Annotated in this window: 21 protein-coding genes and 1 pseudogene; 18 read left to right on the forward strand and 4 right to left on the reverse strand. The window is 66.1% G+C overall.

What is annotated here, in order from left to right:
• Nucleotides 1-193: 193 nt before the first annotated feature.
• Both GGR33_RS15865 and GGR33_RS15870 read left to right on the forward strand, forming a co-directional pair.
• Complete coding sequence (locus GGR33_RS15865; RefSeq protein WP_183506860.1) at nucleotides 194-1,153, forward strand: amidohydrolase family protein; 960 nt, start codon at nucleotides 194-196, stop codon at nucleotides 1,151-1,153.
• Nucleotides 1,154-1,160: 7 nt separating this feature from the next.
• Complete coding sequence (locus GGR33_RS15870) at nucleotides 1,161-2,057, forward strand: NAD(P)-dependent oxidoreductase (protein ID WP_183506862.1); 897 nt, start codon at nucleotides 1,161-1,163, stop codon at nucleotides 2,055-2,057.
• A gap of 49 nt (nucleotides 2,058-2,106) precedes the next feature.
• On the opposite strand, the gene GGR33_RS15875 is transcribed toward GGR33_RS15870, so the two are convergent.
• Nucleotides 2,107-2,880 carry a GDSL-type esterase/lipase family protein gene (locus GGR33_RS15875; protein ID WP_183506864.1) on the reverse strand — a complete coding sequence of 258 codons (774 nt, stop codon included), beginning with the start codon at nucleotides 2,878-2,880 and terminating at the stop codon, nucleotides 2,107-2,109.
• A 541-nt stretch (nucleotides 2,881-3,421) separates the two neighbouring features.
• On the opposite strand from GGR33_RS15875, the gene GGR33_RS15880 reads away from it, so the two are divergent.
• The 5 genes from GGR33_RS15880 (at nucleotide 3,422) to GGR33_RS15900 (ending at nucleotide 9,005) form a co-directional block, all read left to right on the forward strand.
• Nucleotides 3,422-4,141, forward strand: a complete 720-nt coding sequence (locus GGR33_RS15880) for a hypothetical protein (RefSeq protein ID WP_183506866.1) — start codon at nucleotides 3,422-3,424, stop codon at nucleotides 4,139-4,141.
• A 567-nt stretch (nucleotides 4,142-4,708) separates the two neighbouring features.
• Nucleotides 4,709-5,140 carry a MarR family winged helix-turn-helix transcriptional regulator gene (locus GGR33_RS15885; RefSeq protein WP_183506868.1) on the forward strand — a complete coding sequence of 144 codons (432 nt, stop codon included), beginning with the start codon at nucleotides 4,709-4,711 and terminating at the stop codon, nucleotides 5,138-5,140.
• 69 nt (nucleotides 5,141-5,209) lie between these two features.
• Nucleotides 5,210-5,716, forward strand: coding sequence for a (2Fe-2S)-binding protein (locus tag GGR33_RS15890; RefSeq protein ID WP_183506870.1), 507 nt, complete (start codon nucleotides 5,210-5,212; stop codon nucleotides 5,714-5,716).
• Nucleotides 5,713-6,693 carry an FAD binding domain-containing protein gene (locus GGR33_RS15895; RefSeq protein WP_183506872.1) on the forward strand — a complete coding sequence of 327 codons (981 nt, stop codon included), beginning with the start codon at nucleotides 5,713-5,715 and terminating at the stop codon, nucleotides 6,691-6,693. The genes GGR33_RS15890 and GGR33_RS15895 overlap by 4 nt, the downstream gene beginning before the upstream one ends.
• A gap of 50 nt (nucleotides 6,694-6,743) precedes the next feature.
• Nucleotides 6,744-9,005 carry a xanthine dehydrogenase family protein molybdopterin-binding subunit gene (locus GGR33_RS15900; protein ID WP_210302049.1) on the forward strand — a complete coding sequence of 754 codons (2,262 nt, stop codon included), beginning with the start codon at nucleotides 6,744-6,746 and terminating at the stop codon, nucleotides 9,003-9,005.
• A 342-nt stretch (nucleotides 9,006-9,347) separates the two neighbouring features.
• On the opposite strand, the gene GGR33_RS15905 is transcribed toward GGR33_RS15900, so the two are convergent.
• Entirely contained in the window at nucleotides 9,348-10,244 is an 897-nt protein-coding gene (locus GGR33_RS15905; protein ID WP_183506876.1) for a LysR family transcriptional regulator, read from the reverse strand.
• Between the two features lie 265 nt (nucleotides 10,245-10,509).
• Between GGR33_RS15905 and GGR33_RS15910 the strand changes: the two genes are divergently transcribed.
• From GGR33_RS15910 to GGR33_RS15920, 3 genes and pseudogenes are all read left to right on the forward strand, one after another.
• Nucleotides 10,510-11,244 carry an SDR family NAD(P)-dependent oxidoreductase gene (locus GGR33_RS15910; protein ID WP_183506878.1) on the forward strand — a complete coding sequence of 245 codons (735 nt, stop codon included), beginning with the start codon at nucleotides 10,510-10,512 and terminating at the stop codon, nucleotides 11,242-11,244.
• A gap of 47 nt (nucleotides 11,245-11,291) precedes the next feature.
• The gene (locus GGR33_RS15915) at nucleotides 11,292-11,891 is read left to right on the forward strand and encodes an NADPH-dependent F420 reductase (RefSeq protein WP_183506880.1); all 600 of its coding nucleotides are present in this window, start codon (nucleotides 11,292-11,294) and stop codon (nucleotides 11,889-11,891) included.
• Between the two features lie 59 nt (nucleotides 11,892-11,950).
• A pseudogene (locus tag GGR33_RS15920) lies at nucleotides 11,951-12,365 on the forward strand (nuclear transport factor 2 family protein).
• Nucleotides 12,366-12,599: 234 nt separating this feature from the next.
• Here the strand turns inward: GGR33_RS15920 and GGR33_RS15925 are convergent.
• Complete coding sequence (locus tag GGR33_RS15925; RefSeq protein WP_183506882.1) at nucleotides 12,600-13,283, reverse strand: DJ-1/PfpI family protein; 684 nt, start codon at nucleotides 13,281-13,283, stop codon at nucleotides 12,600-12,602.
• 80 nt (nucleotides 13,284-13,363) lie between these two features.
• On the opposite strand from GGR33_RS15925, the gene GGR33_RS15930 reads away from it, so the two are divergent.
• The 6 genes from GGR33_RS15930 to GGR33_RS15955 all read left to right on the forward strand — a co-directional run bounded on the left by GGR33_RS15930 (nucleotide 13,364) and on the right by GGR33_RS15955 (nucleotide 18,725).
• The gene (locus GGR33_RS15930) at nucleotides 13,364-13,975 is read left to right on the forward strand and encodes a helix-turn-helix domain-containing protein (RefSeq protein WP_183506884.1); all 612 of its coding nucleotides are present in this window, start codon (nucleotides 13,364-13,366) and stop codon (nucleotides 13,973-13,975) included.
• Nucleotides 13,976-14,238: 263 nt separating this feature from the next.
• On the forward strand, nucleotides 14,239-15,501 hold the full coding sequence (locus GGR33_RS15935) for an MFS transporter (RefSeq protein WP_246413180.1): 1,263 nt from the start codon (nucleotides 14,239-14,241) through the stop codon (nucleotides 15,499-15,501).
• 109 nt (nucleotides 15,502-15,610) lie between these two features.
• The gene (locus GGR33_RS15940; RefSeq protein WP_183506888.1) at nucleotides 15,611-16,006 is read left to right on the forward strand and encodes a RidA family protein; all 396 of its coding nucleotides are present in this window, start codon (nucleotides 15,611-15,613) and stop codon (nucleotides 16,004-16,006) included.
• Complete coding sequence (locus GGR33_RS15945) at nucleotides 16,003-16,572, forward strand: MOSC domain-containing protein (RefSeq protein ID WP_183506890.1); 570 nt, start codon at nucleotides 16,003-16,005, stop codon at nucleotides 16,570-16,572. Before GGR33_RS15940 ends, GGR33_RS15945 begins: the two co-directional genes overlap by 4 nt.
• Nucleotides 16,573-16,575: 3 nt before the next feature.
• Complete coding sequence (locus tag GGR33_RS15950; RefSeq protein ID WP_183506892.1) at nucleotides 16,576-17,523, forward strand: PDR/VanB family oxidoreductase; 948 nt, start codon at nucleotides 16,576-16,578, stop codon at nucleotides 17,521-17,523.
• A gap of 422 nt (nucleotides 17,524-17,945) precedes the next feature.
• The gene (locus GGR33_RS15955) at nucleotides 17,946-18,725 is read left to right on the forward strand and encodes a CobW family GTP-binding protein (protein ID WP_484502665.1); all 780 of its coding nucleotides are present in this window, start codon (nucleotides 17,946-17,948) and stop codon (nucleotides 18,723-18,725) included.
• A gap of 171 nt (nucleotides 18,726-18,896) precedes the next feature.
• On the opposite strand, the gene ligD is transcribed toward GGR33_RS15955, so the two are convergent.
• Nucleotides 18,897-21,407: a DNA ligase D gene (ligD, locus tag GGR33_RS15960; protein WP_183506894.1), complete on the reverse strand. Its 2,511-nt coding sequence runs from the start codon at nucleotides 21,405-21,407 to the stop codon at nucleotides 18,897-18,899.
• Nucleotides 21,408-21,614: 207 nt separating this feature from the next.
• Here ligD and ku point away from each other — a divergent pair, with 207 nt between their 5' ends.
• Nucleotides 21,615-22,520 (forward strand): non-homologous end joining protein Ku, encoded by a 906-nt coding sequence (gene ku, locus GGR33_RS15965; protein WP_183506896.1) that lies wholly within the window; start codon nucleotides 21,615-21,617, stop codon nucleotides 22,518-22,520.
• Between the two features lie 403 nt (nucleotides 22,521-22,923).
• Nucleotides 22,924-23,618: SDR family NAD(P)-dependent oxidoreductase (locus GGR33_RS15970; RefSeq protein ID WP_183506897.1), on the forward strand; the 695-nt coding region annotated here is incomplete at its 3' end.

A 23,618-nucleotide genomic window follows, 5' to 3' on the forward strand; every position in this document is an offset into this window, starting at 1 on the left:
TTCGGTCGAACACGTCACCGGAGAGGGTTCTCTCCTCCCCCTTGTGGGGAGGAGTTGGAGGTGGGGGTGGGTGCAGCAGGCACCACACCGCTCGATCCTGAACCACCCCCACCCCGAACCCCTCCCAACAAGGGGGAGGGGACTGCCCGCATCGTCTGGAAGCCAGATCAACTGGCAAAACAGGGAGGAAACGATGATCAGCATCCGGCACACGAGGCGCGCTGTGCTCGGCAGCGCCATGGCGGCGGCAGCCGGGTCCTCGATCGGCCTCGGTCCTCGGCCGGCCCGCGCCCAGCACGACGTCCGCTATTCGACCGGGCACGCGGCGGCAGCGTTCCGCCCGCCCGCCAACGCCACCGATTGCCATTTCCACATCTACGACGGCCGCTTCCCGCCGGCATCGGGCGGCCTCGTGGCGCCAGATGCGACACCCGACGATTACTGCGCCCTGCAAAAGCGCCTCGGCACCACGCGCGGCGTCATCGTCCAGCCCTCGCTCTACGGCGTGGACAACCGCCCGACCCTGGAGGGCCTGGCGGTGCTCGGCCCGAACTTCCGCGCCGTCGCCGTCGTGAACCCGTCGATCAGCGATGCGGAGCTCCAGCGCATGCACGGTCTCGGCGTGCGCGGCATCCGCTTCAACCTCGCCCAGGCCGGAGCGACGACGCTCGACATGTTGGAGCCGCTCTCAAAGCGGGTCGACGCGCTCGGCTGGCACTGCCAGGTCAACATGCCCGGTGAGAAGATCGTGGCCGCCGCGGACACCTTCCTCAAGATCCGCGGCAAGCTGGTCTTCGATCATCTCGCCCATTGCCCACAGCCGGCAGGCATCGAGAGCGAGACCTTCAAACTGATCCGCCGGCTACTCGACCAGGGTAATACCTGGGTGAAGCTCACCGGCCTCTACAACGACACCAAGATCGGACCACCGAGCTATTCGGATTCGGTCACCGTGGCCCGCGCCTTCGCGCAGGCGGCGCCGAACCGCGTGGTCTGGGGCAGCGACTGGCCCCATCCGACGGAGAGCCAGGACAACAAGCCCGACGACGCGCTGATGCTCGACCTGCTTCCGGCCTACCTGCCGGACGAGGGCGCCCGCCAGCGCCTCCTCGTCGACAACCCAGCCGAACTCTACGACTTCCCGAAGGGCTGAGACCACCATGCCGGCACAGCAGCTTCGTCTCGGTCTCGTGGGCTATGGCGAGATCGGCAGCACCCTCGGGCGGGGCCTGCGGGGCGCCGGCCTCGAACAACTCACGGCCTACGACAAATACGCCTTCGACGGCCCCTATGCCGAGTTGATCCAACGGCGTGCGCGGGAGGCCGGCGTGACCCTGGTCCGCTCAAACCGGGAGTTGGCGGAAGCCGCCGACATGATCGTCAGCGTCACGCCGGGCTCCGCCTCGCTGGAGAGCGCCGCGGCCTTCGCCGACTGCCTCGATAGCCGGCACAGTTTCATCGACTTCGCCTCCGCGACGCCGAAGATCAAGATCGACGTCGCCGAGCATCTGGCGGGGACCGGTGCGCTCCTCGGCGACGGTGCGATCGAGGGCACGCCGAGGAGCGGACACACCCTGCCGATCATCGTCAGCGGGCCGTCCGGCGGGCGCGTGCGCGATGGGCTGACGCCCTACGGCATGCAGATCAGTTTCGTCGGTGCAAAGCTCGGCACGGCATCGGGCATCAAGATCCTGCGTTCCGTGCTGATCAAGGGCATCGAGGCGCTGACCGACGAGATGCTGCTCGCCGCGCGTCACTACGGCATCGACGAGGCCGTCATGGCCTCGTCCTGCAAGACGCTGGGGCGCCCCTGGATCGAGATCGTTGAGTCGCTGATCCCGTCGGGAACGATCCACGCCAAGCGCCGCGCGGAGGAGCTGGAGATGTCCGCCGAGGCCGTGGCAGAGGCCGGCATCGATCCGATCATGGCGCGGGCCATCGTGGCGCGCCTCCGCTGGAAGGAAGGCCTCGGCCTCAAGGAGCGGCTGAACGGCGTCGAGCCGGCCGATTACGGCGCAACCTATGCCGAGATCGAGAACGCCCTCGCCGATCGGTGAGGCGCCCTCGCCAGCACCGGGGGCGCGGCCCGGTTGGTAGGCCGAAGTTCTAAGCCTGCTCACGAAAAGGCGGTCGATCGGCTTCGCCGATCCCGCGCAGCATCGAGACGAATTCGGCCGCCCAGGCCTCGTAGTCGCGCAGATGCACACCATCCGCGCAGGCGTGGGTGGTCGTGCCGTCCGCGCCATCCCGCAATGTCGCGAAGGGGTCGATGAAGCGGCAGCCATAGTCGACACTGAGCCGGCGAAGGACATCGCCGTAGGCCGTGACGGCTGCCGGATCGCGCATGGCGACGGCTTCCGGTCCCAGCGGAGGCACCGCCGCGACTAGCACGACATCCGCGTTGGCGCGCAGCCATTCGAGGATGTGCCCGACCGCCACCACGAAGCCTGCCCGCGTCTTCTCGGAGAGCGGGCTGGCCCGGCGCATGATGTCGTTGCTGCCGACGAACAGCACCGCGACGCCGGCGCGGGCCATCACGGGCATCTCGCCGAGCTGACGGGCGTAGCCGCGCGCTGAGGCCCCCCCGATCCCGCCATTGACCAGCGGCATCGATTGCGCAAGCGCGAGACCGCCGCATTCCGCGTGCGAATTTCCCGCGAGGAAGAGGAAGCCGGGCTGCGCCGCGGCGAGCTCCGCGCGGATCACCGGCAGGCGCCGGCCCAGATGAATGCGCGCCAACTGCGTGTTGCGCCGTGACTCGACCGCGGCACCAACAGCCTTCGCGGCGGTGGCGACGACCCCGACCGCGAGCAGGCCGCGGAGGGACCGGCTTTCCGTGAGGAAGCGGACGAGAGCCCCCTGCGGGCTGTTCGAACTCAATGAACGTATCCGACGCGCACGGTGTTCAGACCGTCACGGGCGCGCATTGGGTCAAACGACCATCGAATAGCGCCGACAGAAGCCCGCGGCACAATTGTCCCGCACATCAGATCAATCGTCCGGCAGTTGGGACCAGAACGATCGGCGCGAACATCTCCTGTCGGCCGACATGCGCCCGCCGTTTGCACTCTGCTTTCCAGTTTCGGGTTCATCCCCCGGTCGGCACTTTGGATCATTGCAAATCGACGCGTGCGGGCTTCGGAGGTTTTCGAGGGTCGACCATCGTACCAAAGCCGACCTTTCCGTTTGAAAGCTTTGCGAATCTGGGCAGGATGCTGACTTCGCACGACAAAAGCCAGATCCGAACCCGCTCGGAGCGTTCACAGCGGATCGTTTGCACCGGAGTGTGGCCGAACACAGTCGCCGGCGCGTTCCGAGCCGATCGTGGCCCAGTCGATCGCGGCCGTGTGAAGTCGGTCATCGGTGGGCCGCCGGACGGCGGTCCTGCCGAACCGACGCATGGGTCGCGGAGGAGGATGTCATGGTGATGAACAGCGCGATCCGCCGGCTGTTTGCGGCGGCCTTAGCCCTCGCGCTGGTGTCGTTGCCGTCGTCGGCGCGCGCCGGCTGCGTCTGGTCGGATCTGGCCGGTGACGAGACATGGGTCTCCGTCGTGAGCCCCGAGGCCGGCAAGACACATTTCATCAAGGATGCGGTGTTCGTCAAAGGCTGCCCGGGCAACAGGCCGGAATGCCAGGATCGCGCCTTTCTCGTGCCGGGCGACCTCGTCGTGACCAAGCTGACCAAGGGCGAGTTCGCCTGCGTGGGCTATGTCGGCCCAAAGGGACAGACGACGATCGGCTGGCTGCCCAGGCCCGCTCTGACGGCCGCGCCCGAGCCCGAGCAAGCGCCCAAGGATTGGACCGGGCGCTGGGTCACCCCGGCGCAGGAGATCACGATCAAGGCGGCCCGTTCCAACCTGCTCATCGTGACGGGCAAAGCCACCTGGGGCGACACCCCGGAGCGGCGGAATACGGGCAGCGTCCATACCGGCGAGATCGAGGGCTCCATGGCCCCGAAGGACGGCGTCCTGGCCTTCACGATGGGCGATGACGGCCGCACGCTGCCACACGAAGCCGGCGGCGAATATGCCTGCCGGATCCGCATGATCCGGCGCGGGCCCTACCTCGTCGCCCGCGATAACAATGGCTGCGGCGGCGCCAATGTCAGCTTTTCGGGGTTGTACCGGCGGGCTCGATAAACCGGCGGCATCGGCCGCGACGACTTTCCAGTTCCGTGCGCATCGTCTTCTCGATCGCTTCGGCGGTCAGCCAGTCTTCCATGGACCAGCGCGTCAGGGCACGGATCTCGGAAACGCAAATCCCAGAAGTCGTCGATCGGCCTCGACGCTGGGTCGGTCTATGTCGAGCATCCGTTGCAGAACAAGACAACGGAAGAGCTTCATCGCTCCGCCGAAAGCGGCTTCGATGACATTCTCCGGGCAATCAGCAATGAGATCCCGTTACTGCCCAGCTCGAAGGCGGCGCAGCATCGTATCCCGCCCGGTCAACGGGTCTGGATCTGCTGACTGGGCTTGAAATAGACGTCTGTTGGCTCGGTCGCAGTCAATCGAAGCCGCCTCTCTGCTTTCGGCCAGATTGAGCCGGCAAACCTGCGCTCGACTCGGTCGTTCTCGATCTGAAGTAGATTCTGAAAGCCGTCATTGAGGTGCGGCCGGCAAGCGCGAGTTGGCAGATGCTGCTGCACCCGAGAGACCACTTGCCAAGGTAGAATTGTGCCCCTGCCGGCGGCGCGATATGCGACCGGAATGACGAAGCCTACCGCCGATCAGATTGCCACGCTCGGTGCCGCGTTCCAGGCGTTCGTCCGACGCTTCAAGCTCGCCGATGCCGGCAACTTCGATAAGCCCCTCAATGAGCTCGACGTTCAGACGTTGCTGTATATCGCGCGGCACTCGGATTGTGGGCCGACCGACATCGCACGCTACCTGGGTCTTGCCGCCACGACCATCTCATCGGCAACGGACCGCCTGGCAAAACGGGGGCTCCTGGAAAGACATCGGATCGAAGGAGATCGCCGTGCGGTCGCCCTTCGACTGTCCGAGGAGGGCAGCGCTCGCGCGACTGCCCAGTTGGAAGCCTATAACGCTCTCAACGTCACGATGCTCGAACGTCTCGAGCCGGCAGAACGGGAAACGTTCATCCGCATGGTGACGAAAATCGCATACCACGAAGATTGAATAATCCGAACTTCGTCATATCTGCCGATCGCGCCCGCACCGTCGGGCTGATCATGCGGAGGACGTTCGATGGCCATCAGGGTCAACGGGACCGAGGTCGCCTCGCCCGACGATGCACGCGTTTCCCTGCTCGATCATCTAAGGGAGGGCCTCCATCTGACCGGCACCAAGGTCGGCTGCAACCAGGGGGCCTGCGGCGCCTGCACGGTGCTTCTCGACGGCCAGCGGGTGCTGTCCTGCCTGACCCTCGCGGTGCAGGCTGACGGGCGCGAGGTCACCACGATCGAGGGACTGGCCGAGGGAGACGGGCTGCATCCGCTCCAGGGCGCCTTCATCGAGCACGACGGCTTCCAGTGCGGATACTGTACGCCCGGCCAGATCTGCGCGGCCTCGGCGATGCTGCGCGAACTGGCAGAAGGTGTTCCGAGCTACGTCACGGCCGACCTCGCCCAGGAGCGCATCCTTCTCTCGCGCGAGGAGATCCGCGAGCGGATGAGCGGCAACCTCTGCCGATGCGGCGCGCATAACGGCATCGTCGACGCGATTTTCCAGGTTGCGACGGAGAAGGCCGCATGAACCCCGTCTCGTATCAGCGCGCCTCGTCCCTCACGGAGGCGGTCCGGATGGCCGGAACCAGCCGTCTGCTCGGCGGTGGCACCAACCTCGTCGACCTCATGCGCAAGGGCGTCGAGCGGCCCTCCCTGCTGACCGACGTCACCGCCTTGTCGGCGGCAATCGAAGAGACTGAGGCGGGCGGCCTCCTGATCGGGGCGGCCGCGCGAAACAGTTCCGTGGCGGCTCATCCGCTCGTCCGGACCCGCTATCCGATGTTGTCACGCGCGATCCTGGCGGGCGCCTCGGCCCAGGTCCGTAACATGGCGACCGTAGGCGGCAATCTCATGCAGCGGACACGGTGCTTGTACTTCGCCGACGTCGCCGGTTCCCGATGCAACAAGCGAGAACCCGGCAGCGGATGCGACGCCGCGGGCGGCTTCAACCGCTACCACGCCATCGTAGGCGCCTCCTCGGCCTGCACCGCGACGCATCCCTCCGACATGTGCGTGGCCCTGGCGGCCCTCGACGCAAGCGTCCGCATCGTGGGACCGGCTGGCGAGCGGACGGTGCCGCTGGTCGATTTCCATCGCCTGCCCAGCGACCGGCCCGAACTCGAGACCGTTCTCGAACCGGGCGAGGTCATCGAGGCCGTCGAGATCCCGGCCTCGCCCTTTGCGGCACGGTCCGGCTACCGCAAGGTACGGGACCGCGCGAGCTACGCCTTCGCTCTCGTCTCGGTCGCCGCCGAGCTCACGCTCCGCGAGGGCCGGATCGACGAGATCCGCATCGCCTTCGGCGGCATCGCTCCCAAGCCCTGGCGCGCTTATCGGGCCGAAGCCGCCCTGCGCGGCTCTGGTCCGAGCGGTGAGGCTTTCCTGGCCGCCGCGGCCCTGGAACTCGCGGACGCCGCCCCGCTCGCCGGCAACGCCTTCAAGATCGAACTCGCCAAGCGCACCCTCGGTGCCGTTCTCACGGACCTCACGGGAGACGATCGATGAGCAAGGTTCAGAACGCCATCGTCGGCTCGGTCCGGACGGTGCTCGGATGGATGCCGTCCCAATGGCTGCCCGGCGGGACGCCCGATCCCCTGATCGAGCGCCGGGCCGCCATCGGGCGGCAGGCCTCACGCCTCGACGGTCCCCTGAAGGTCGCTGGCAAGGCACGCTTCGCGGCGGAGGTCATCGCGGACCGGCTGTCCTACGCCACGCTGGTCCATAGCCCGATCGCTCGCGGGAGGATCACGCAGCTGGACACCAGCGCGGCGGAGAGCGCGCCCGGCGTGATCCTGGTGCTGACCCACCGCACCATGCCGCGGATCGAGAGCCCGGCGCTCATCTCGATGAGCGACTTCTCGGCCGTCGGGAACAGCGACCTGCCGATCCTCCAGGATGCCGAGATCCGCTACAATGGGCAGGTCGTGGCGGTGGTCGTCGCCGACACTCAGGAACAGGCCGACCACGCCGCGTCGCTTCTCACGATCGCCTATGCGCGCGAAGAGCCAGCGACGCGGTTCGACGATGCGAAAGCCAAGTCGCGGACCCCCGACTCGCTCCTGATCGAACGAAACCATGTGTCGGTGGGGAAGGCCGAGCGCGAGCTGGCCCAGGCGGCGCATCGCGTCGACAACCTCTATCGGACGCCCTGGCAGAACCACAACGCGATCGAGCTGCACGCCCTGACCGTGTTCTGGGAGGGCGAGGATGCGCTGACGGTGCACGATGCGACGCAGATGATCGCGCCGAGCGCCGCGGTTCTCGCCAAGATCTTCGGGCTCAAGAAGGACCGGATCCGCGTGCTCTCGCCGTTCGTCGGCGGCGGGTTCGGCGGGAAGGGCCTGTGGGATCATCAGATCCTGGCGATCGCGGCCGCCCGTCTCATTGGGCGCCCCCTGCGGCTCGTACTCAGCCGGGAGAGCGTCTACCGCATCATCGGCGGCCGCTCCCCGACGGAGCAGCGCGTCGCCATCGGCGCCGATGCGGAGGGCCGCTTTACGGCGCTGATCCATGGCGGACACTCGGTGATGCCGACCTACGGCGCCTGCCCGGAGGCCTATACGCTCGGATCACGCTCGCTCTACCGCGCGAAGAGCTTCGAGATCCTGCAGCACCATGTCGAGCTCGACGTCGTGCCGAACACCTTCATGCGCGCGCCCGGCGAGGCGATCGGCAGTTTCGCGATGGAGAGCGCGGTCGACGAACTGGCCCACCGCATGGGGATCGACCCGATCGAGCTGAGACTCCGTAACGAGCCGGAGCGGCATCCGATCTCGGGCGCGCCGTTCTCGCAGCACGCTCGGCGCCAGGCGTTCACGGACGGCGCCGAACGCTTCGGCTGGGGCCGCCGGCAATCGGAGCCGGGCGCGCGCTGTGACGGAGAATGGCGGATCGGCATGGGCTGCGCCACGGGAAGCTTCCCCTATGCGCGCATGCCGGGCGCAGCGGCCCGGATCACCCTGCGCCGCGACGGTTCGGCGGTGGTGGCCTGCTCGGCGCAGGAGATGGGCATGGGCACGTCGACGGTCCAGACCCAGCACGCTGCCGACCGCCTCGGCCTGCCGCTCTCGGACGTCATCTTCGAGCTCGGCGATTCCGCTCTGCCCGCCGCGCCGATGGCCGGTGGTTCGTCGCAGACTGCATCGGTCGCAGGCGCGATCATCGCGGCGGCCGAGAAGCTCATCGGCGAGCTGGTGCGGCTCGCAGGAAACGACAGCCCGCTTGCCGGCCTGCGGGCAGGGGAGGTCCGCCTCGTCGATGGAGGCGTTGGCTCGATCGAAGACGCGAAGCGGCACGAAGCCTACAGCTCGATCCTTGCCCGGGCCGGGCGCGAGGAGGTCACAGTCACGGCGACCGGGAGCCCGCCACTGGAGATGCTGAAATACGCCATGCACAGCACCTCGGTGGTCTTCTGCGAGCTGCGCGTCAGCGACGTCACCGGAGAGATCCGGGTCGACCGGCTGCTCGGCTCGTTCGATTGCGGTACGATTCTCAACCCGCAGACCGCCACCAGCCAGTTCAAGGGCGGGATGATCATGGGCCTCGGCCTGGCGCTCACGGAAGAGACGCTGTTCGACGAGCGCAGCGGGCGCATCATGAACCCGTCGCTCGCGGACTATCACATCCCCGTCCACCTCGACGTGCCGGAGATCGAGGTGATGTGGACCGGTATCCCCGATCCACGCTCCCCACTCGGCGCGCGTGGCATCGGCGAGATCGGCATCACCGGCGTTGGTGCCGCCGTCGCGAATGCAGTCTTCAATGCAACGGGAAAACGGGTGCGTGAGCTGCCTATCACGCTGGATAAGCTTCTATGAGGCGATCGGCGTCGAACCATGTTCCGCAGATGCGGTGTTCGACTGAAGGCCAACGACTGCCGCAGGCTTTCTGTAGCGGCAGCTTCGCGCCCCAATTCGGGCATCCGAGCGCCCCGAAACGCGTCCCTGAAGGTCGATGAGCTCAGTCTGGTGGAGCTAGCGCCCAGAGAACGCAATCTTTGGGATCGGCTCGCCCTTTCTCACCACTGCGGGGGCGCCCATTCCCTGCGCGCTGTCGCTCGTGTCGAGGATGCCGGTCGTCGGTTGGGCGGTGACAATGTCCGCGGCCGACACGTCGCCTGAAGACCATGCCCGCACGAATGAGCGGGTCTTCCCGCGACATCATTCGCGCGATCCGGACAGCCCTGTGAGAAGCAACGCGTGCGCGGCGAGCGTGTGGGCCACGAACTCCGTGAAGAGCCGCACGCGTTTCGTTTTGCGGGCGTCTCCCTGTGTGAGAAGCCAAAGCGTTCCGTAAAGATGCAGTTTGGTGCCCGGCACCCTCACCAGGAGAGGATCGGCGTCGCCGACAAAGCACGGCAGCGTCGCGATCCCGAGCCCGAGTCGGATAGCTGCAAGCTGCGCTTCGGCATCCGAGACCCTGAACGGAACTTCGGCGGTGCGGACCTCGCCCTCGCCCGCCCAGTCTGAAACGCCGTGGACGCTGATGACGATCCAGCGGAGGGGATCGCACGCGTCCGCACGCCACGCGGCGAGGCGGTCACGGGACATGTAGACGCCGCCGAACACCTCCGGTCCCTTGAGGCCATGGAGATTGAGAGGCAGGGTCTTGCGGTCGTAGACGACGCGGATCGCGACGTCGGCGTCCCGATTGGTCAGGTTCGCCAGCTCGCCGGATGCAGAGACGTCCATCTCGATCTCCGGATGGAGACGCGCGAACTCGACGAAGTCCGGCATGAGGAGGTGCGTCGCGAGGGGCGGCGCCAGCGTCACCCGCAGGAGCCCGCGCACGCCCTGGTCGCGCCCGAAAACCCGTGCCTCCAGTTGATGCGACGTCGCCTCCATCCGCTCCGCAAGCTCGAGGACCTCCTCGCCCGCGCTCGTGATGCGGTATCCCGAAGGCAGCTTCTCGAAGAGCTGCACCCCGAGACGGTCCTCGAGCTGGGCGACACGCCGCAGCACGGTCGCATGGTTTACTCCGAGGCGCAGGGCGGCGGCGCGCACCGAGCCCCCTCGCGCGACGGCAAGGAAGTACCGAACATCATCCCAGTCGATCATGGTGCAATCCGGCACCACCGGGTGCCTGTCTCCAAGCCCCGCATTTAGCACGTCGACGGGGTCGCGGGACGCCGCCTAAGCAGAGATCGGTCAGGACAAACCGTCTCGGACGGCGAATGCCAATTCCGACGATTGGCGCCAGCCTTCTGGCTGGATCGATTTCGCACCACCGCTGTGCGCACTTTCCTACTGAACGCCTGACGCCGGCGGACACATCTCCGGATCCTCGGGAGCTCCCCGAAACAGCCGAGGAAGGATCCTGGACGTGGGAAAGCTTGAGGGTAAGGTCGCGGTCATCACGGGCGGCGCCACCGGCATCGGCCGCGCCGCAGCAAAGCGCTTCATCGCGGAGGGCGCTTTCGTCTTCATCTTCGGCCGCCGGCAGGACGCGCTCGACGCCGCCGTGGCCGAGCTCGGGCCCAATGCCCGCGCGGTGAACGGCTCGGTCTCCGACGAGGCCGATCTTGACCGGCTGTACAGGGCGGTAAAGGCCGAGCGGGGCGCGCTGGACATCGTCTTCGCGAATGCCGGAGCGGGCAGCATGCTCAAGCTCGGCGCGATCACCGCCGCGCACATCGACGAGACCTTCGACACCAACGTGAAGGGGACGATCTTCACGGTCCAGAAGGCGCTGCCGCTGATGGGGCAGGGCGGTTCGATCATCCTGACCGGATCGAGCGCCGGCACCACGGGTGCCCCTGGAATGACCGCCTACAGTGCAAGCAAGGCGGCGGCGCGCAACCTCGCACGGACCTGGGCGGAGGACCTGAAGGGCACTGGCATCAGGGTCAACGTGCTGTCGCCCGGAGCGACCGCGACCGAACTCGCGAAGCAAGCGCTCGGCGAGGAAGGCCAGAAGGTCTTCGCGTCGATGATGCCGCTCCAGCGCATGGCCGATCCGGCCGAACAGGGGGCGGCCGCGGCCTTCCTCGCCTCGTCGGACAGCAGCTTCATGACCGGAAGCGAGGTCGCCGTCGATGGCGGCTTGGCGCAGCTCTGACGCGTCGCGCCGGACGGGTTCAATCGAAACGATCGGAAGGAAAAGATATGAGTTACGCGATCATTGGCTTCGGCAAGATCGGCCAAGCCCTTGCCAGGGCTTTCGCCCGCAGCGGCATCGAAGTCTCCGTTGCAACGACGCGCGATCCGACAAGCTTCGCATCCGATGCGGCCGCCATCGGACCCCAGATCGTTCCCAAGACCTTGGCGGAGGCCGTCAAGGCGGACGTCATCTTCTTGGCCGTCCGTTTCGCGGCGCATGCGGACGTCGCGAAGGCGCTCCCTACCTGGCAGGGAAAGACCATCGTCGACGTGACCAACGCCTACGGCGTGCCCCCCGAGGACCTGGGAGGGCTGCCCTCTGCCAAGGTCGTCGCGCAAGCTTTCACCGGCGGCCGCGTGGTCAAGGGCTTCAACCATCTGGGCGCCGGGGTGCTCGGGCAGGATCCGGCCGTCCACGGTGGCCGGCGGGTCGTGTTCCTGGCGAGCGATGACGAGGACGCCGCAGGGGAGATCGGCGACCTCGCGGAGAAGCTTGGTTTTGCGCCGGTCGACCTCGGCGGCCTTTCCGAAGGCGGACAGCTTGTCCACGGGCATGGGAAGACCTGGGGCAAGCTGATCTTCAAGGATCTGGTCAAGTTCGGCTGACCGACACGGAGGCGCTCGGATCAAAAGCGGTCCGGCCGCGCGTGAAACGGAGAGATCCTATGAGCATCGAGACGAACGTCCAGACCGTGAAGGACTTCTTCGCCGATCGGCCGCGGCGACAAAGAGGTTCTGAGGGCGCTGGTCGCCGAAGACATCGAATGGATCATCCCGGGCGAGGACTGGCCGCTAGCCGGGACCTACCGCGGACATGCGGGGCTTGCGCACCTGCTCAAGACCTAATCCCAAACCATAGAGCTCTCGATCATGGAAGCCCGAGAGTTCGTGGCGCAGGGGGACCGGGTTTTGGTCGTCGGCTTTGCCAGGGGGATGATCAAGGCCACAGGCAGGTCGTTCGATGACGACTGGATCTTCGCCATCACGGTCCGGCACGGCAAGCTCACGAACATCCAAGAGTATATTGATACGCAGGCGCTGGCACGAGCCGCGCAGATGAGCGCTTCCGAACCAACATAAGCGCTCGACGTCTGCCGCCCATCGAGGTCTGCGGAATCTTGGCGAGCGGACATATGGTTATCGATGGGTGGAGGTCCGCCATCAGATACCGTTATGCCGAAATGGCTTGACGTGGCTGGGGCGAGAGCAGCCAGTCCCGGCACGACTGCTTCCTCGCTTCGCGGGCCTCGAAGCTGCCGGTCAGCTTCATTGGACTGCTTCGCCCTGGGAAGCCCGCAGCCTTCGAAGCGGACATCATTTCGCGCGGTAGTCCGGCGACACGCCAAGGTCGTTGGACCAAGGCCCACTCTTAATCAGCAAGGCCGCACGATTGGCCGCAAAGGCGCGATCGTATTCGATCATTCCAGCGATCTCGTCGCGCGCATCAACGCCGTAGAGCTTGCCCAGCAGATAAAGCGTCAGATCAATCGCGAGCGACACGCCTCCCCCGGTGACGACGCCGTCGTCGACGAGCAGGGCTGGCACGGCGGCAATGCGATCGTGCCGGGATGCCATCACATCGAGGGGCGCGACCGGCTCGGCTCCTGCTCTCGTGCGCCGGGTCGTCGCTCTTCGCCCTTCGAGCAGTCCCGCTTCCGCGAGAATCATCGCGCCGGTGCAGACGGAGGCGAGCGTCCCGGATCGGCGGCCGTCGAGGAAGGCCTTCATGGCGACGTCCTCGGCAGCGGAACTCCAGCCCGGTCCGCCGCAGACGATCGTTACGTCGGTCTCGGGCGCGTCGGCGAAGCCGTAGGGCGCCTCGACCGCGAGGCCACCGGCGAGCCGCACCGGACCGGCCTCGCGGGCCACGACGACGTCCGCGAGGTTGGGAAGGACGCGCCGCGCCATCGAGATCACACCGACCGTGCCGCCGATGTCGATGGGCTCGACGCCGTCATAGATCACGATCGCTATGCTTTTTCGAATAGTGCGGTCCATCGCGATACTCTCTCCATTGTGTGCCCATCGGGCTTGCGTCAGAAGTTCAACGGGTGCTCGACCAGCGCGACAGGGTGCAGATGACGGTTCGGACGACGGTGAGGCGGGAGCAGGTGGAGGCGGAGGCGCGCTCGCAGATCGACGTCCTCGCGGAGGAGGTCCGCCGACGGCGCAAGGAGCGCGATCTTTCCCTCGAGCAGTTGGCGACCCTGTCCGGGGTCAGCCGCTCCATGATCTCGAAAATCGAGCGCGCTGAGGCCGTCCCGTCGACCACGGTGCTGTCGCGCCTCGCGGAGGCCCTCGGCGTCACCTTCTCTCGCCTGATGGCTCCGGCCACCGAAAGCGAAGTGCTGCTGATCCCGGCCAGCCGGCAGCCGGTCCTTCGCGACGAGGCCTCGGGCTTCCTGCGCCGCTGCATCTCGCCCGTCCTGCCGGGCCGCGGGATCGATTGGGTGCTCAACACGCTTCCTCCCGGGGCGACGACGGGGGAGTTCGTTGCCCATCGCCGCGGCGTCTCGGAATACATCTACGTGCTGAAGGGCCGGCTGCGCGCCTCCGTCGGAGAGCGGTCCTTCGTAGTCGAGGAGGGCGATAGCCTCTACTTCGAAGCCGATGCCGGTCACGCCTTCACCAATCTCGGGACCGAGCCCTGCCAATACTTCCTGGTGATCGACGCCTCGCGGATGCGCTGACTGCGCAATCTGTCAGCAGCCCGGCGCCGTGTTGCTCGATTTGATTTCAACCTGACCTCGTCACGCACAGACTGAATAGCCACCGCCGTCTGCGGACAGTCGGCGGGCGGTTTGGCATGCCGCTTGCCTCCTCGATAGTGGATTTTAGTCCACTTTAGAAGAGGAGCCAGGAGATGACGGCGTCCAGTGCTAACGCAATCGACCCAACGGCATTTCCGCCCCCATCGACGATCGTGCAGGAGGGGGCGATCGATGACCGCACGATGCGTCGCATCGTTTGGGCCAGCGTGCTCGGCACGGTGGTCGAATGGTACGACTTCCTGATCTACGGGACCGCCGCGGCGCTGGTGTTCAACAAGCTGTTCTTCCCGACGCTGGACCCGCTCGCCGGCACACTCGCGGCCTTCGGCTCCTATGCCGTCGGCTTCGTCGCCCGCCCCCTCGGTGGCGCGATCTTCGGCCATTTCGGGGATCGCCTCGGACGCAAGGCCATGCTGACGCTGACCATGCTCATCATGGGCGTCGGCACCTTCCTGATCGGCTGCCTGCCCACCTATTCCCAGATCGGCCTCTGGGCGCCGGCGCTCCTCGTCGCGCTTCGCCTGCTGCAGGGCATCGGCGTCGGCGGCGAGTGGGGCGGCGCCGTCCTCATGGTGATCGAGCACGCGCCCCCGAAGCGGAGGGGCTTTTACGGAAGTCTCGTCCAGGTCGGCTTCCCGGCCGGTATCGCGGCCTCGACCGCCACCTTCCTGCTGCTCACCAGCCTGCCGGAGGCCGACTTCCTGAGCTGGGGCTGGCGCGTCCCGTTCCTGCTCAGCGCACTGCTCATCGCCGTCGGCCTGTTCGTGCGCCTCAAGCTCGTCGAGACGCCGGCCTTCGCCAAGGTGAAGGAGGAGAACGGGGTGGCCCGCATGCCCTTCCTCGAGGTGCTGCTCGGTCAGCCGAAGACCTTCTTCATCGCCGTTGGCCTGAAGGTCTCGGAGGTCGCCTGGGTGTATATCCTGACCGTGTTCTCGATCGCGTATGCCACGGGCACCCTCGGCCTCCCCAAGCGCCTGATCCTCGACGCTATCCTCTGGGCCGCGCTGCTCGAATTCGTGACGATGCCCTTCTTCGGATGGCTGTCCGACAAGGTCGGCCGGCGCCCGATCTATCTGGCCGGCGCGCTGGTCAGCGCGGTGTGCGCCTTCGTGGTCTTCGGCCTCCTCGACAGCAAGGACCCGACGACCATCACGGTAACGATCGCGGTCGTGATGAGCCTGACGCACGCCTCGATGTTCGGGCCGCAGGGCGCGTTCATGCCCGAGCTATTCGGGACCCGGGTCCGCTACAGCGGCGCCTCGCTCGGCTGCCAGGTCGCGGCCGCGCTCTCCGGCGGATTCGCGCCGATTATCGCCACGGCGCTGCTCGCCGCGACGGGAACTACTCTGTCGATCTCCTTCCTGATGCTCGGCCTCGCGCTGATCACCTTCACCGCTGCCTGGGCCGCGACCGAAACCCGCGATCTGGACATCACCCGGAGCTGAGATTGCCCAAGGCCGGGCGCCATCGCGACGCCCGGCCTATTCCACGATAATGGAAATCATTCTAACAATGGTTCGGGCGCGACCCGAATAACCCGTTGACGAGGACCGCATGAACCGGACGATCATCACGACCAGCGCCGCCGCTCCGGCTGCCGGACCTTATGCGCAAGCGACGCGCGTCGGCGACTTTGTCTTCGCGTCGGGACAGTTACCGATCGATCCGGCGACGAATGCCTTGCCGGACGGCGTCGCGGCGCAGACCCGGCAATCGCTCGCCAATCTCTCTGCCGTCCTCGAGGCTGGCGGCGCGAGCCTTGCCTCCGTCGCGAAGACCACCGTGTTCCTCAAGGACATCAACGATTTCGCGGCCATGAACGCCGTCTATGCCGAGCATTTCCCCGGCGAGGCCCCGGCGCGATCGACGATCGAGGTGGCCCGCCTGCCGAAGGACGCCCTCGTCGAGATCGAGGCGATCGCACTCGCGACAGGGCCCGTCGCGTCATGAGCGAACTGCCGCCGCCGCGCATGGTCGAAGCCTTCGAGCACGCTGCCGGCTCGATTGCCGTCAACGTCCCCGGCGGTGCGACGGGATGGAAGGGCGTGCTCCTGAACATTCATGTCGCGCCCGCCGCGAGCTACGAGATGGAGGAGTTGCAGGAAGCCCGCTGCGTGGCCGGCCGCGGCATCGAGGGCGACCGCTACTTCCACGGCACCGGAACCTACTCGCCGAAGCCGGATACCCGCGAGGTGACGCTGATCGAGCAGGAGGCGCTCGACGCGCTAAACCGCAACGATCCGCCGCTCCAGGGCGGCAAGATCCAGCTCTCCCCGGGCGACCATCGCCGCAACCTCACGGTCAGGGGTGTGCCGCTGAACCATCTTGTCGGCCGGCGCTTCAGGGTCGGCGAGGTCATCCTGCGCGGCGGCCGGCTCAACTTCCCCTGCAAGTACCTTGAGGAGTTGCTCGGAATGCCGGTCTACCTGCCGCTCTACAACAGGTCCGGCCTGAACTGCGGGATAGAGCGGGGAGGCTTGATCCGTCCCGGCGACGCCATCGAGATGATGGACTGAACCATGACCGCACGCATCATCATGAAGCTGCGCGTCGAGAGCATCCGCGCCTCGACGCCCGAGGTCGCCCATATCGGCCTAGTCCATCCCCTGCGGCCCGAATTGCCGGAATGGACGCCCGGCGCGCATGTGGACTTCCGTCTGCCTGACGGGAAGATCCGCCAGTACTCGCTCTGCGGTGATCCGAGCGACCGGTCACGCTACGAGGTGGCGATCAAGCGCGAGGACCAGGGCCGCGGCGGATCGAAGTGGGTCCACGAGAACCTAGCCTTGGGAACGATCGCGCATGTCTCGGCGCCGCGGAACAACTTCCCGTTGGCACCGGGTGCGACGCGCCACGTCTTCGTGGCCGGCGGCATCGGCATCACGCCCTTCGTCGCTATGGCGCGCGCGCTCGCTGCCGAGGACAGGGACTTCACGCTCCATCTGTGTGCGCGCTCGGCCGAGGACGCACCGCTCATCGGTCTCCTGCGCGAGATCTGCGGCGAGCAGCTGCACTGCTGGTTCTCGTCCGAGGGCCGGCGGTTCGATCCGAGAGTGCTAGGTGGGCCGTCGGAGGGCACGCATATCTATTCCTGTGGGCCTGAGCGTCTGGTCGGATCCCTGCAGGCGGCGCTCGACCTCGCCGGCTGGCCGTCGGAGCAGATCCACATCGAGCGCTTCGCGGCGACTCTCGACGAAAATTTCAAGCCAGAGCCTTTCGAGGCGCTGATCGAGTCGACCGGCCAGACGCTCCATGTGCCGGCCGATCGCTCGCTGCTCGACGTCCTGCGAGAGCACGGTTTTACGCTGTCGTCCTCCTGCGAGATTGGGGTCTGCGGCTCCTGTGAGTGCGGCTATCGAGACGGCGTCGTCCTTCACCGCGACTCGTCGCTTCCGCTTTCCAAGCGCCAGGATCGCATGATGCCCTGCGTCTCTCGTGCACGCGTGCATCTTACCCTCGCACTCTGAGGCACGGCTCAGGGCTCGCGATGGTCGATTGCCTCGGCCATCTGGCCGGCAAAAAACGCCTAAGGCCATCGTCACAAGGTTTCAGGCCTCAGGAGGCTCGGGCACCTTAGGCGTCTTCCCAATCACCGAACCGACCGCAGCGGCACACACGTCGCCCAACTTGCGCAAAAAATAGTCAAGCCCGTTTCTCGGGCAGAGGTTGTCCGAACCGTCCGCTTCTTTGGCCGAATTTGTCGGACCATGTCCGTTGCGTACGATCACGTATTGCAGTGCAATCATCTCAGCGCCTTCGTCGGGCACTTGGCGTCGATGAAAAGCAGCTGGCTATCGCCGATCTTTGGCTAGTAACCACATCATCGGGCCATGATCCGCCAAGCAAAACTTGGCGATCATCGGGAGAATGTCGCATGATTAAAGCGCCCGTGACGATCATCACCGGATTCCTTGGCTCCGGAAAAACCACTCTGCTCAATCATATTCTTGGACAGGCAGGAGGCGAAAGGATCGCGGTCGTGATCAACGAGTACGGCGAGGTCGGGATCGACGGGCAGTTGGTCTTGGAAACCGCTGATACGATCGTCGAGCTCAACAACGGCTGCATCTGTTGCACCGTCCGCGGCGATCTCGTGAAGGGGATTGGCGATCTGATGACCAGCGGTCGGGCGATCGACCGGCTCATCGTCGAAACGTCTGGTCTCGCGGACCCCGCGCCAGTCATCCAGTCCTTCGTGCTCGACGATGTCCTGAAGGCACACGTGCAGCTCGACGCGATCGTTACGGTCGCCGACGCCCGGCACTTCGCCATCCAGATCGGCCGGGATGAAGCACGTGAGCAAGTCGCTTTCGCCGACGTCGTCCTGATCAACAAGACGGATCTGGAAAACACGGCCTCTCTCGAGCGCACCGAAAGCGAGGTCCGTCGCTTGAATCCGCTCGCCCGGATTCATCGAGTTCGCGGCGGGGCAGTCGCGCGCGAGACGGTTCTCGATATCGGGGCCTTCGACCTCAAGAACCTTCTCGCGATCGAGCCCGATCTTCTCGAGGACCATGAGCACGAGCATAGCGACGACATCGGCTGCGTCGCCGTGACCATCGCCGAGCCCCTGGCGCCCGACTTGTTCAATGTCTGGTTCTCAAGGTTCCAGCAGGAACGCGGCATCGACCTGCTGCGCACGAAGGGCGTGCGCGCTCTGCTCGTTTGAGGCCTCCTGAGCCGAACGCTCTTGCAAGCGCCAGCGTGGTCTTAGGCAGCCTCGACGCCAATCCGAGTTAGGTCGGAACGCGCCGGGACTGGAACGGCAACCTTCGCCATCAGCTCTCCCGAAAGCTGTCCTTCCGCTATCGGCCAGTAGCCGACTCGATCAAGTTCTCAGCTACCTCAGCGGCTTCGCCGCATCCGCGAGGTGCGCCCAGGGATCGCGTTTGACGGCATCCAGTCGGCTCGACAGGTTCTCGACCGTGAAGCGGTTGCCCGAGCCGAGGGAGGGCAACTCGTCCCAGCTTGCCGGCACTGATACGGGCGCTCTCGGTCGGGCGCGCGTCGAGAAGGCCGAGACCGCCGTCGCGCCGCGCTGGTTGCGCAGATAGTCGATGAAGATCCGGCCCGCTCGGGCACGCTTCGACACTGTCGCGACGAAGCTGTCTGGATCGTCCTTCGCCAGCTCAGTGGCGATGCGCTTGGAGAATGTCTTGGCCTCGTCCCAGCCGGCCTTCGGCGCCAGCGGCACGACGACGTGCAGCCCCTTGCCGCCAGTGGTCTTCACGAAGGCGGCGTGACCGACCCCGTCCAGCCGCTCGCGAACGGCCCCGGCACCCGCAACGAGATCGGCCCAGCCGACGCCCTCGCCGGGATCGAGATCGAAGACCAACCGGTCCGGTCTCTCGGGATCGGTCAGTGTGGCGCCCCAGGGATGGATCTCGAGCACGCTCGACTGGACCAGCGCGAGCAGGCCGTCGCGGTCGCGCACCACGACCACGCTGTCGTCGCCGGCCTTGGCGACATGGAGGTGGTCCGCATCCATGCCGGCCCAGCCGTGCTTCTGGTAGAAGCAGGAGCCGATGCCGTCGGGGCAGCGCACGAGCGACAAAGGCCGATCGACGACGTGCGGCAGGATGTGGTCGGCGATCTCCGCGTAGAACTCGAACAGGCCTTGCTTGGTCAGGCCGATATCGTCCCACAAGACGCGGTCGGGATGGGTCAGCCGCACGTCACTCTGCGAGGCGCCCTTGCTTGCAGTCTTCGCGCGACGCCGGGCGCGTTTCGGCTCCGTCATGCGGACGACCTCCTCCGCTGTCACGTCGGGGCGCAGGGCCTTGAAGGAGGCGTGGCGAAGCTGGCCGTCGCTGGTCCAGGCGCGCAGAGTCACCTCGCAGACCAGCTTGGGCTCGACCCATTTAGCGTGACGCTTGGCCAGTGGCGGCAGCGGATCCGAGAAGGGCGGCGCATCGATCCGCAGCGGATTGAGCGCGTTCCAAAGATCCCGCGCCATCGTATTGGTGAAGCCCGTACCGACGCGGCCGACATGGACGAACCTCTCGCCTTCGTGGATACCGAGGATGAGCGAGCCGACCGCCCGCGGCGCCGAGGTCGATGGCATGAAACCGCCGATCACGAATTCCTGCGACGAGGTGCATTTCACCTTACGCCAGAGATCGCTGCGGCCTGACCGGTAAGGCGCGCTCGCTCTTTTGGCGATGATGCCTTCGAGGCCGAGTTGGCAGGCATGGCGCGCCATGGCCTCGCCGTCCTCGACGAGGTGCTCGCTGAAGCGGATGCGGGCATCCGAGCCGGCATCGTCGAGCGCCTGTTGCAGCAGGTCCTTACGCCGGGTGAGTGGCAGGGAACGGAGGTCACGGCCGTCGAGGTAGAGCAGATCGAAGACATAGAAGATCACCGGGTCGATCTCGCCGGTGGTCAGGGCCTGCTGGAGAGCGGAGAAACTCGACACGCCGCTCGTGCTCTCGATGACGATCTCCCCGTCGATCAGGGCGGAAGGCAGCTTCAGCGCCTTGAGGGCTTGGGCGACCGGCTTGAATTTCGCCGTCCAATCGAGACCGGAGCGGGTCAGCAGCTTCACCCTGCCGTCATCGATGCGCGCCTGAATGCGGTAGCCGTCGTGCTTGATCTCGAACAGCCAGTCCGCGCCGTTCGGCGCCGCCGGGGCGAGGGTCGCGAGCGCCGGCTCGACGAAAGCCGGGAGGACGCCCTTTTTCCCGGCAGAGGACTTGGACGCCGAAGCCTTGCTACTCTTTGCGCTCTCGGCCCTCTTGGCGACGCGGGCACGTCTCTCGTGGTCCGCCCTCAGCTCGCCGCTCGCGGCCAGCTCCGCATTGGTGCGGCCCGAGAGCACGGAGGAGTCCTGCTCCGCGAGGATGTCGCCGTCGCCCTCGGCGCGGGCATGCTCGTCCTCGACCTTCATCAGCAGCCAGGGTCGCTTCTTGTCGCCGCTGCGGCCCTTCATGCGCACGAGGTGCCAGCGCCCCTTGAGGCGCTCGCCGTCGAGCACAAATTCCAGGTGTCCTTTGGCGAGCCCCGTCGCGACGTCGCCGACGGGCATCCAGGTGCCGGTGTCCCAGACGATCATGGTGCCCCCGCCATACTGGCCTTTGGGGATCGTCCCTTCCCAGCGCAGGTAGTCGGTCGGGTGGTCCTCGGTCTCGACGGCGAGACGCTTGTCGGAGGGCACGAGGCTTGGCCCCCGCGTCACCGCCCAGCTCTTGAGGACGCCGTCGATCTCCAGCCTCAGATCGTAATGGAGCCGCCGGGCATCGTGCTTCTGCACCACGAACCGACCCTTACGGGCGCGCCGCCGATCCCGGCCGCTCGGCTCGGACGAGAGCGTGAAATCGCGCTTGGCGCGGTAGGGTTCGAGGAGCTTGTCCATCGTCTTAGATGAACCGCGGGAAGCCCCGCTCTGTTCCTGCGATTGGCCGCGTCCGCCCCCAGAGACGAAGTCGAACCCAAGTTATCCACAGGATGAAGTCCTAAGGAACGAGTCGAGAGAGACTCTTGTTGAGTCCCGGGATCGCCCGGAGATTCAAAATGATCGCCGCGGCCGAAATCTAGACTTTTTGAAAGACTGGAGAAAGCCTTGGCCGCCCGCGCAAATTGGAAGGGTCATCTGCGCCTCTCCCTGGTTTCGTGTTCCGTCGGACTGTATCCGGCCGTGAGCAGCTCGTCTCATCTCAAATGTCACACGATCAACCGCGAGACCGGAAACCGCATCAAGCAGTTGATCGTGGACTCGGTCACCGATGAGCCGGTCGACCGGGAAGACCAGATCAAGGGCTGCGAGGTCGCCAAGGACGAACTCGTGCCGATCGAGGGCGACGAGCTCGACGAGATCGCGCTCGAAAGCACGCACACCATCAACATCGAGGCGTTCTGCCGCCGCAGTGAGGTCGACGAGCGTTATCTCGACCGTCCCTACTATCTGGCCGCCGAGGATAAGGTCTCGCGGGAAGCCTTTGCCGTCATCCGCGACGCGATGAAGAAGAAGGGCATGGCCGGCCTCGGCCGGGTCGTCATCTACAAGCGCGAGCGGGTCGTTCTGCTCGAACCCTACGGAAAGGGCCTGCTTGCGACCCTGCTGCGTTACCACGACGAGATCCGCTCGCCTACGGCCTTTTTCGAGGACATGCCGGACGGAAAGCCGACCGACGAGATGCGCTCGCTGGCCGAGGAGTTGATCGATCGCTCCACCCGCAAGTTCGACCCCAAGACCTTCGAGGATCGCTACGAGGGTGCCCTGATCGCGCTGGTGAGGGGCAAGGCCACGAAGCCGGCCAAGGGCGGCAAGGGCGGAAAGGCATCCGCCGTGAAGGCCTCGGGCAACGTCGTGAACCTGATGGAGGCCTTGAAGCGCAGCATCGCCTCCGAAAAATCGGAGACGCCGAAATCCGGGAGCCGTAAATCGGCCGGCAAGAGTACGGCCCGCTCCTCCGGTGGCAGCTCCAGCCAAAAGACCGCCGCGCGCAAGACGAAGAAGGCCGCATGATACTCGCCCGGCCCCACTGCCAGCGCGCCATGGTCATCGCCGCCTCTGCTGCGGAGCGCGACAGCGCCCTGCCGCGCGCTCACCGAAAGCGGCTACGATACGCTCGGCTTTGCGGATTGCGTTAATGCCTCCGCGTGGCTCGAAGAAGAGACGCCGGTCTTGGCCGTCGTTTCAGACGATGTCGGACCTCACTTCGACGAGTTGGCGAATACGTTGGAAGCGCGTGGATCGCAGGTGCGATCTTTCGACGGCTGCGGCGCCTTGGCGAACCAAGGAACCTGCAATTCCAGTTGATGTTGCCAGAGAGACAGTCGGGAGCTGAGGATTGCCTGGGTGCAAGCGTTCGGCGACGAACTCGCCGACAAGGGTCGGAAGCTGACTATAGAACAGAGCTGAGCTGCTCATGACAAACGCGGTCGTTGTCGGCGCATCCGGAGGGATTGGTCGCGCCGTTGGCCGAGCCATCGCGGACACAGACGCCTATGATACGGTCTTCGCGTTGTCGCGCTCGGGCGTGTCGGCGCCAGCACCGATGCGCTCCGCAACCATCGACATTACCGACGAAGCATCCGTCGCCGCTGCTGCCCAGGCCATCGAGGCTGCGGGTCCCATAGGGCTCGTCGTCGTCGCAAGCGGGATACTCCATGGGCCGGATCTCAAACCCGAGAAGGCGATACGAGCGTTGGACCCGGCTGCGATGGCCGCTGTCTTCGCGGTCAACACGATCGGACCCGCGCTCGTGGCCAAGCACTTCCTGCCAATGATGCCTCGATCCGGTCGAAGCCTCTTCGCCGCCTTGTCGGCTGGGGTCGGTTCTATCGAAGACAACCGCCTGGGCGGCTGGTACACGTATCGGGCTTCCAAGGCGGCCCTGAACCAGATTCTCCGCACACTGGCCATCGAGACCGCGCGAACGCATCCGGACGCGATCATCGTCGGGCTTCATCCAGGAACGGTCAGGACTGCGCTATCGCATCCCTTCCGACCGGCTGAAGGCACGCCGGGCGTCTTCACACCGGAAGAATGCGCCGCCCATCTGGTGTGCGTGTTGGACGGCTTGAATACTGCGGACAGCGGCAAGGTGCTCGCCTGGGACGG

The organism is Methylobacterium brachythecii (assembly GCF_014196345.1).
Classification (GTDB): Bacteria; Pseudomonadota; Alphaproteobacteria; order Rhizobiales; family Beijerinckiaceae; genus Methylobacterium; species Methylobacterium brachythecii.

What these genes read in the sequence shown, in the direction of transcription:
- GGR33_RS15865 (WP_183506860.1), top strand. Translation starts at nt 194, where the DNA reads ATGATCAGCATCCGGCACACGAGGCGCGCTGTGCTCGGCAGCGCCATG.
- GGR33_RS15870 (WP_183506862.1), top strand. Translation starts at nt 1,161, where the DNA reads ATGCCGGCACAGCAGCTTCGTCTCGGTCTCGTGGGCTATGGCGAGATC.
- GGR33_RS15880 (WP_183506866.1), top strand. Translation starts at nt 3,422, where the DNA reads ATGGTGATGAACAGCGCGATCCGCCGGCTGTTTGCGGCGGCCTTAGCC.
- GGR33_RS15885 (WP_183506868.1), top strand. Translation starts at nt 4,709, where the DNA reads ATGACGAAGCCTACCGCCGATCAGATTGCCACGCTCGGTGCCGCGTTC.
- GGR33_RS15890 (WP_183506870.1), top strand. Translation starts at nt 5,210, where the DNA reads ATGGCCATCAGGGTCAACGGGACCGAGGTCGCCTCGCCCGACGATGCA.
- GGR33_RS15895 (WP_183506872.1), top strand. Translation starts at nt 5,713, where the DNA reads ATGAACCCCGTCTCGTATCAGCGCGCCTCGTCCCTCACGGAGGCGGTC.
- GGR33_RS15900 (WP_210302049.1), top strand. Translation starts at nt 6,744, where the DNA reads ATGCCGTCCCAATGGCTGCCCGGCGGGACGCCCGATCCCCTGATCGAG.
- GGR33_RS15905 (WP_183506876.1), bottom strand. Translation starts at nt 10,244, where the DNA reads ATGATCGACTGGGATGATGTTCGGTACTTCCTTGCCGTCGCGCGAGGG.
- GGR33_RS15915 (WP_183506880.1), top strand. Translation starts at nt 11,292, where the DNA reads ATGAGTTACGCGATCATTGGCTTCGGCAAGATCGGCCAAGCCCTTGCC.
- GGR33_RS15925 (WP_183506882.1), bottom strand. Translation starts at nt 13,283, where the DNA reads ATGGACCGCACTATTCGAAAAAGCATAGCGATCGTGATCTATGACGGC.
- GGR33_RS15930 (WP_183506884.1), top strand. Translation starts at nt 13,364, where the DNA reads ATGACGGTTCGGACGACGGTGAGGCGGGAGCAGGTGGAGGCGGAGGCG.
- GGR33_RS15935 (WP_246413180.1), top strand. Translation starts at nt 14,239, where the DNA reads ATGCGTCGCATCGTTTGGGCCAGCGTGCTCGGCACGGTGGTCGAATGG.
- GGR33_RS15940 (WP_183506888.1), top strand. Translation starts at nt 15,611, where the DNA reads ATGAACCGGACGATCATCACGACCAGCGCCGCCGCTCCGGCTGCCGGA.
- GGR33_RS15945 (WP_183506890.1), top strand. Translation starts at nt 16,003, where the DNA reads ATGAGCGAACTGCCGCCGCCGCGCATGGTCGAAGCCTTCGAGCACGCT.
- GGR33_RS15950 (WP_183506892.1), top strand. Translation starts at nt 16,576, where the DNA reads ATGACCGCACGCATCATCATGAAGCTGCGCGTCGAGAGCATCCGCGCC.
- ligD (WP_183506894.1), bottom strand. Translation starts at nt 21,407, where the DNA reads ATGGACAAGCTCCTCGAACCCTACCGCGCCAAGCGCGATTTCACGCTC.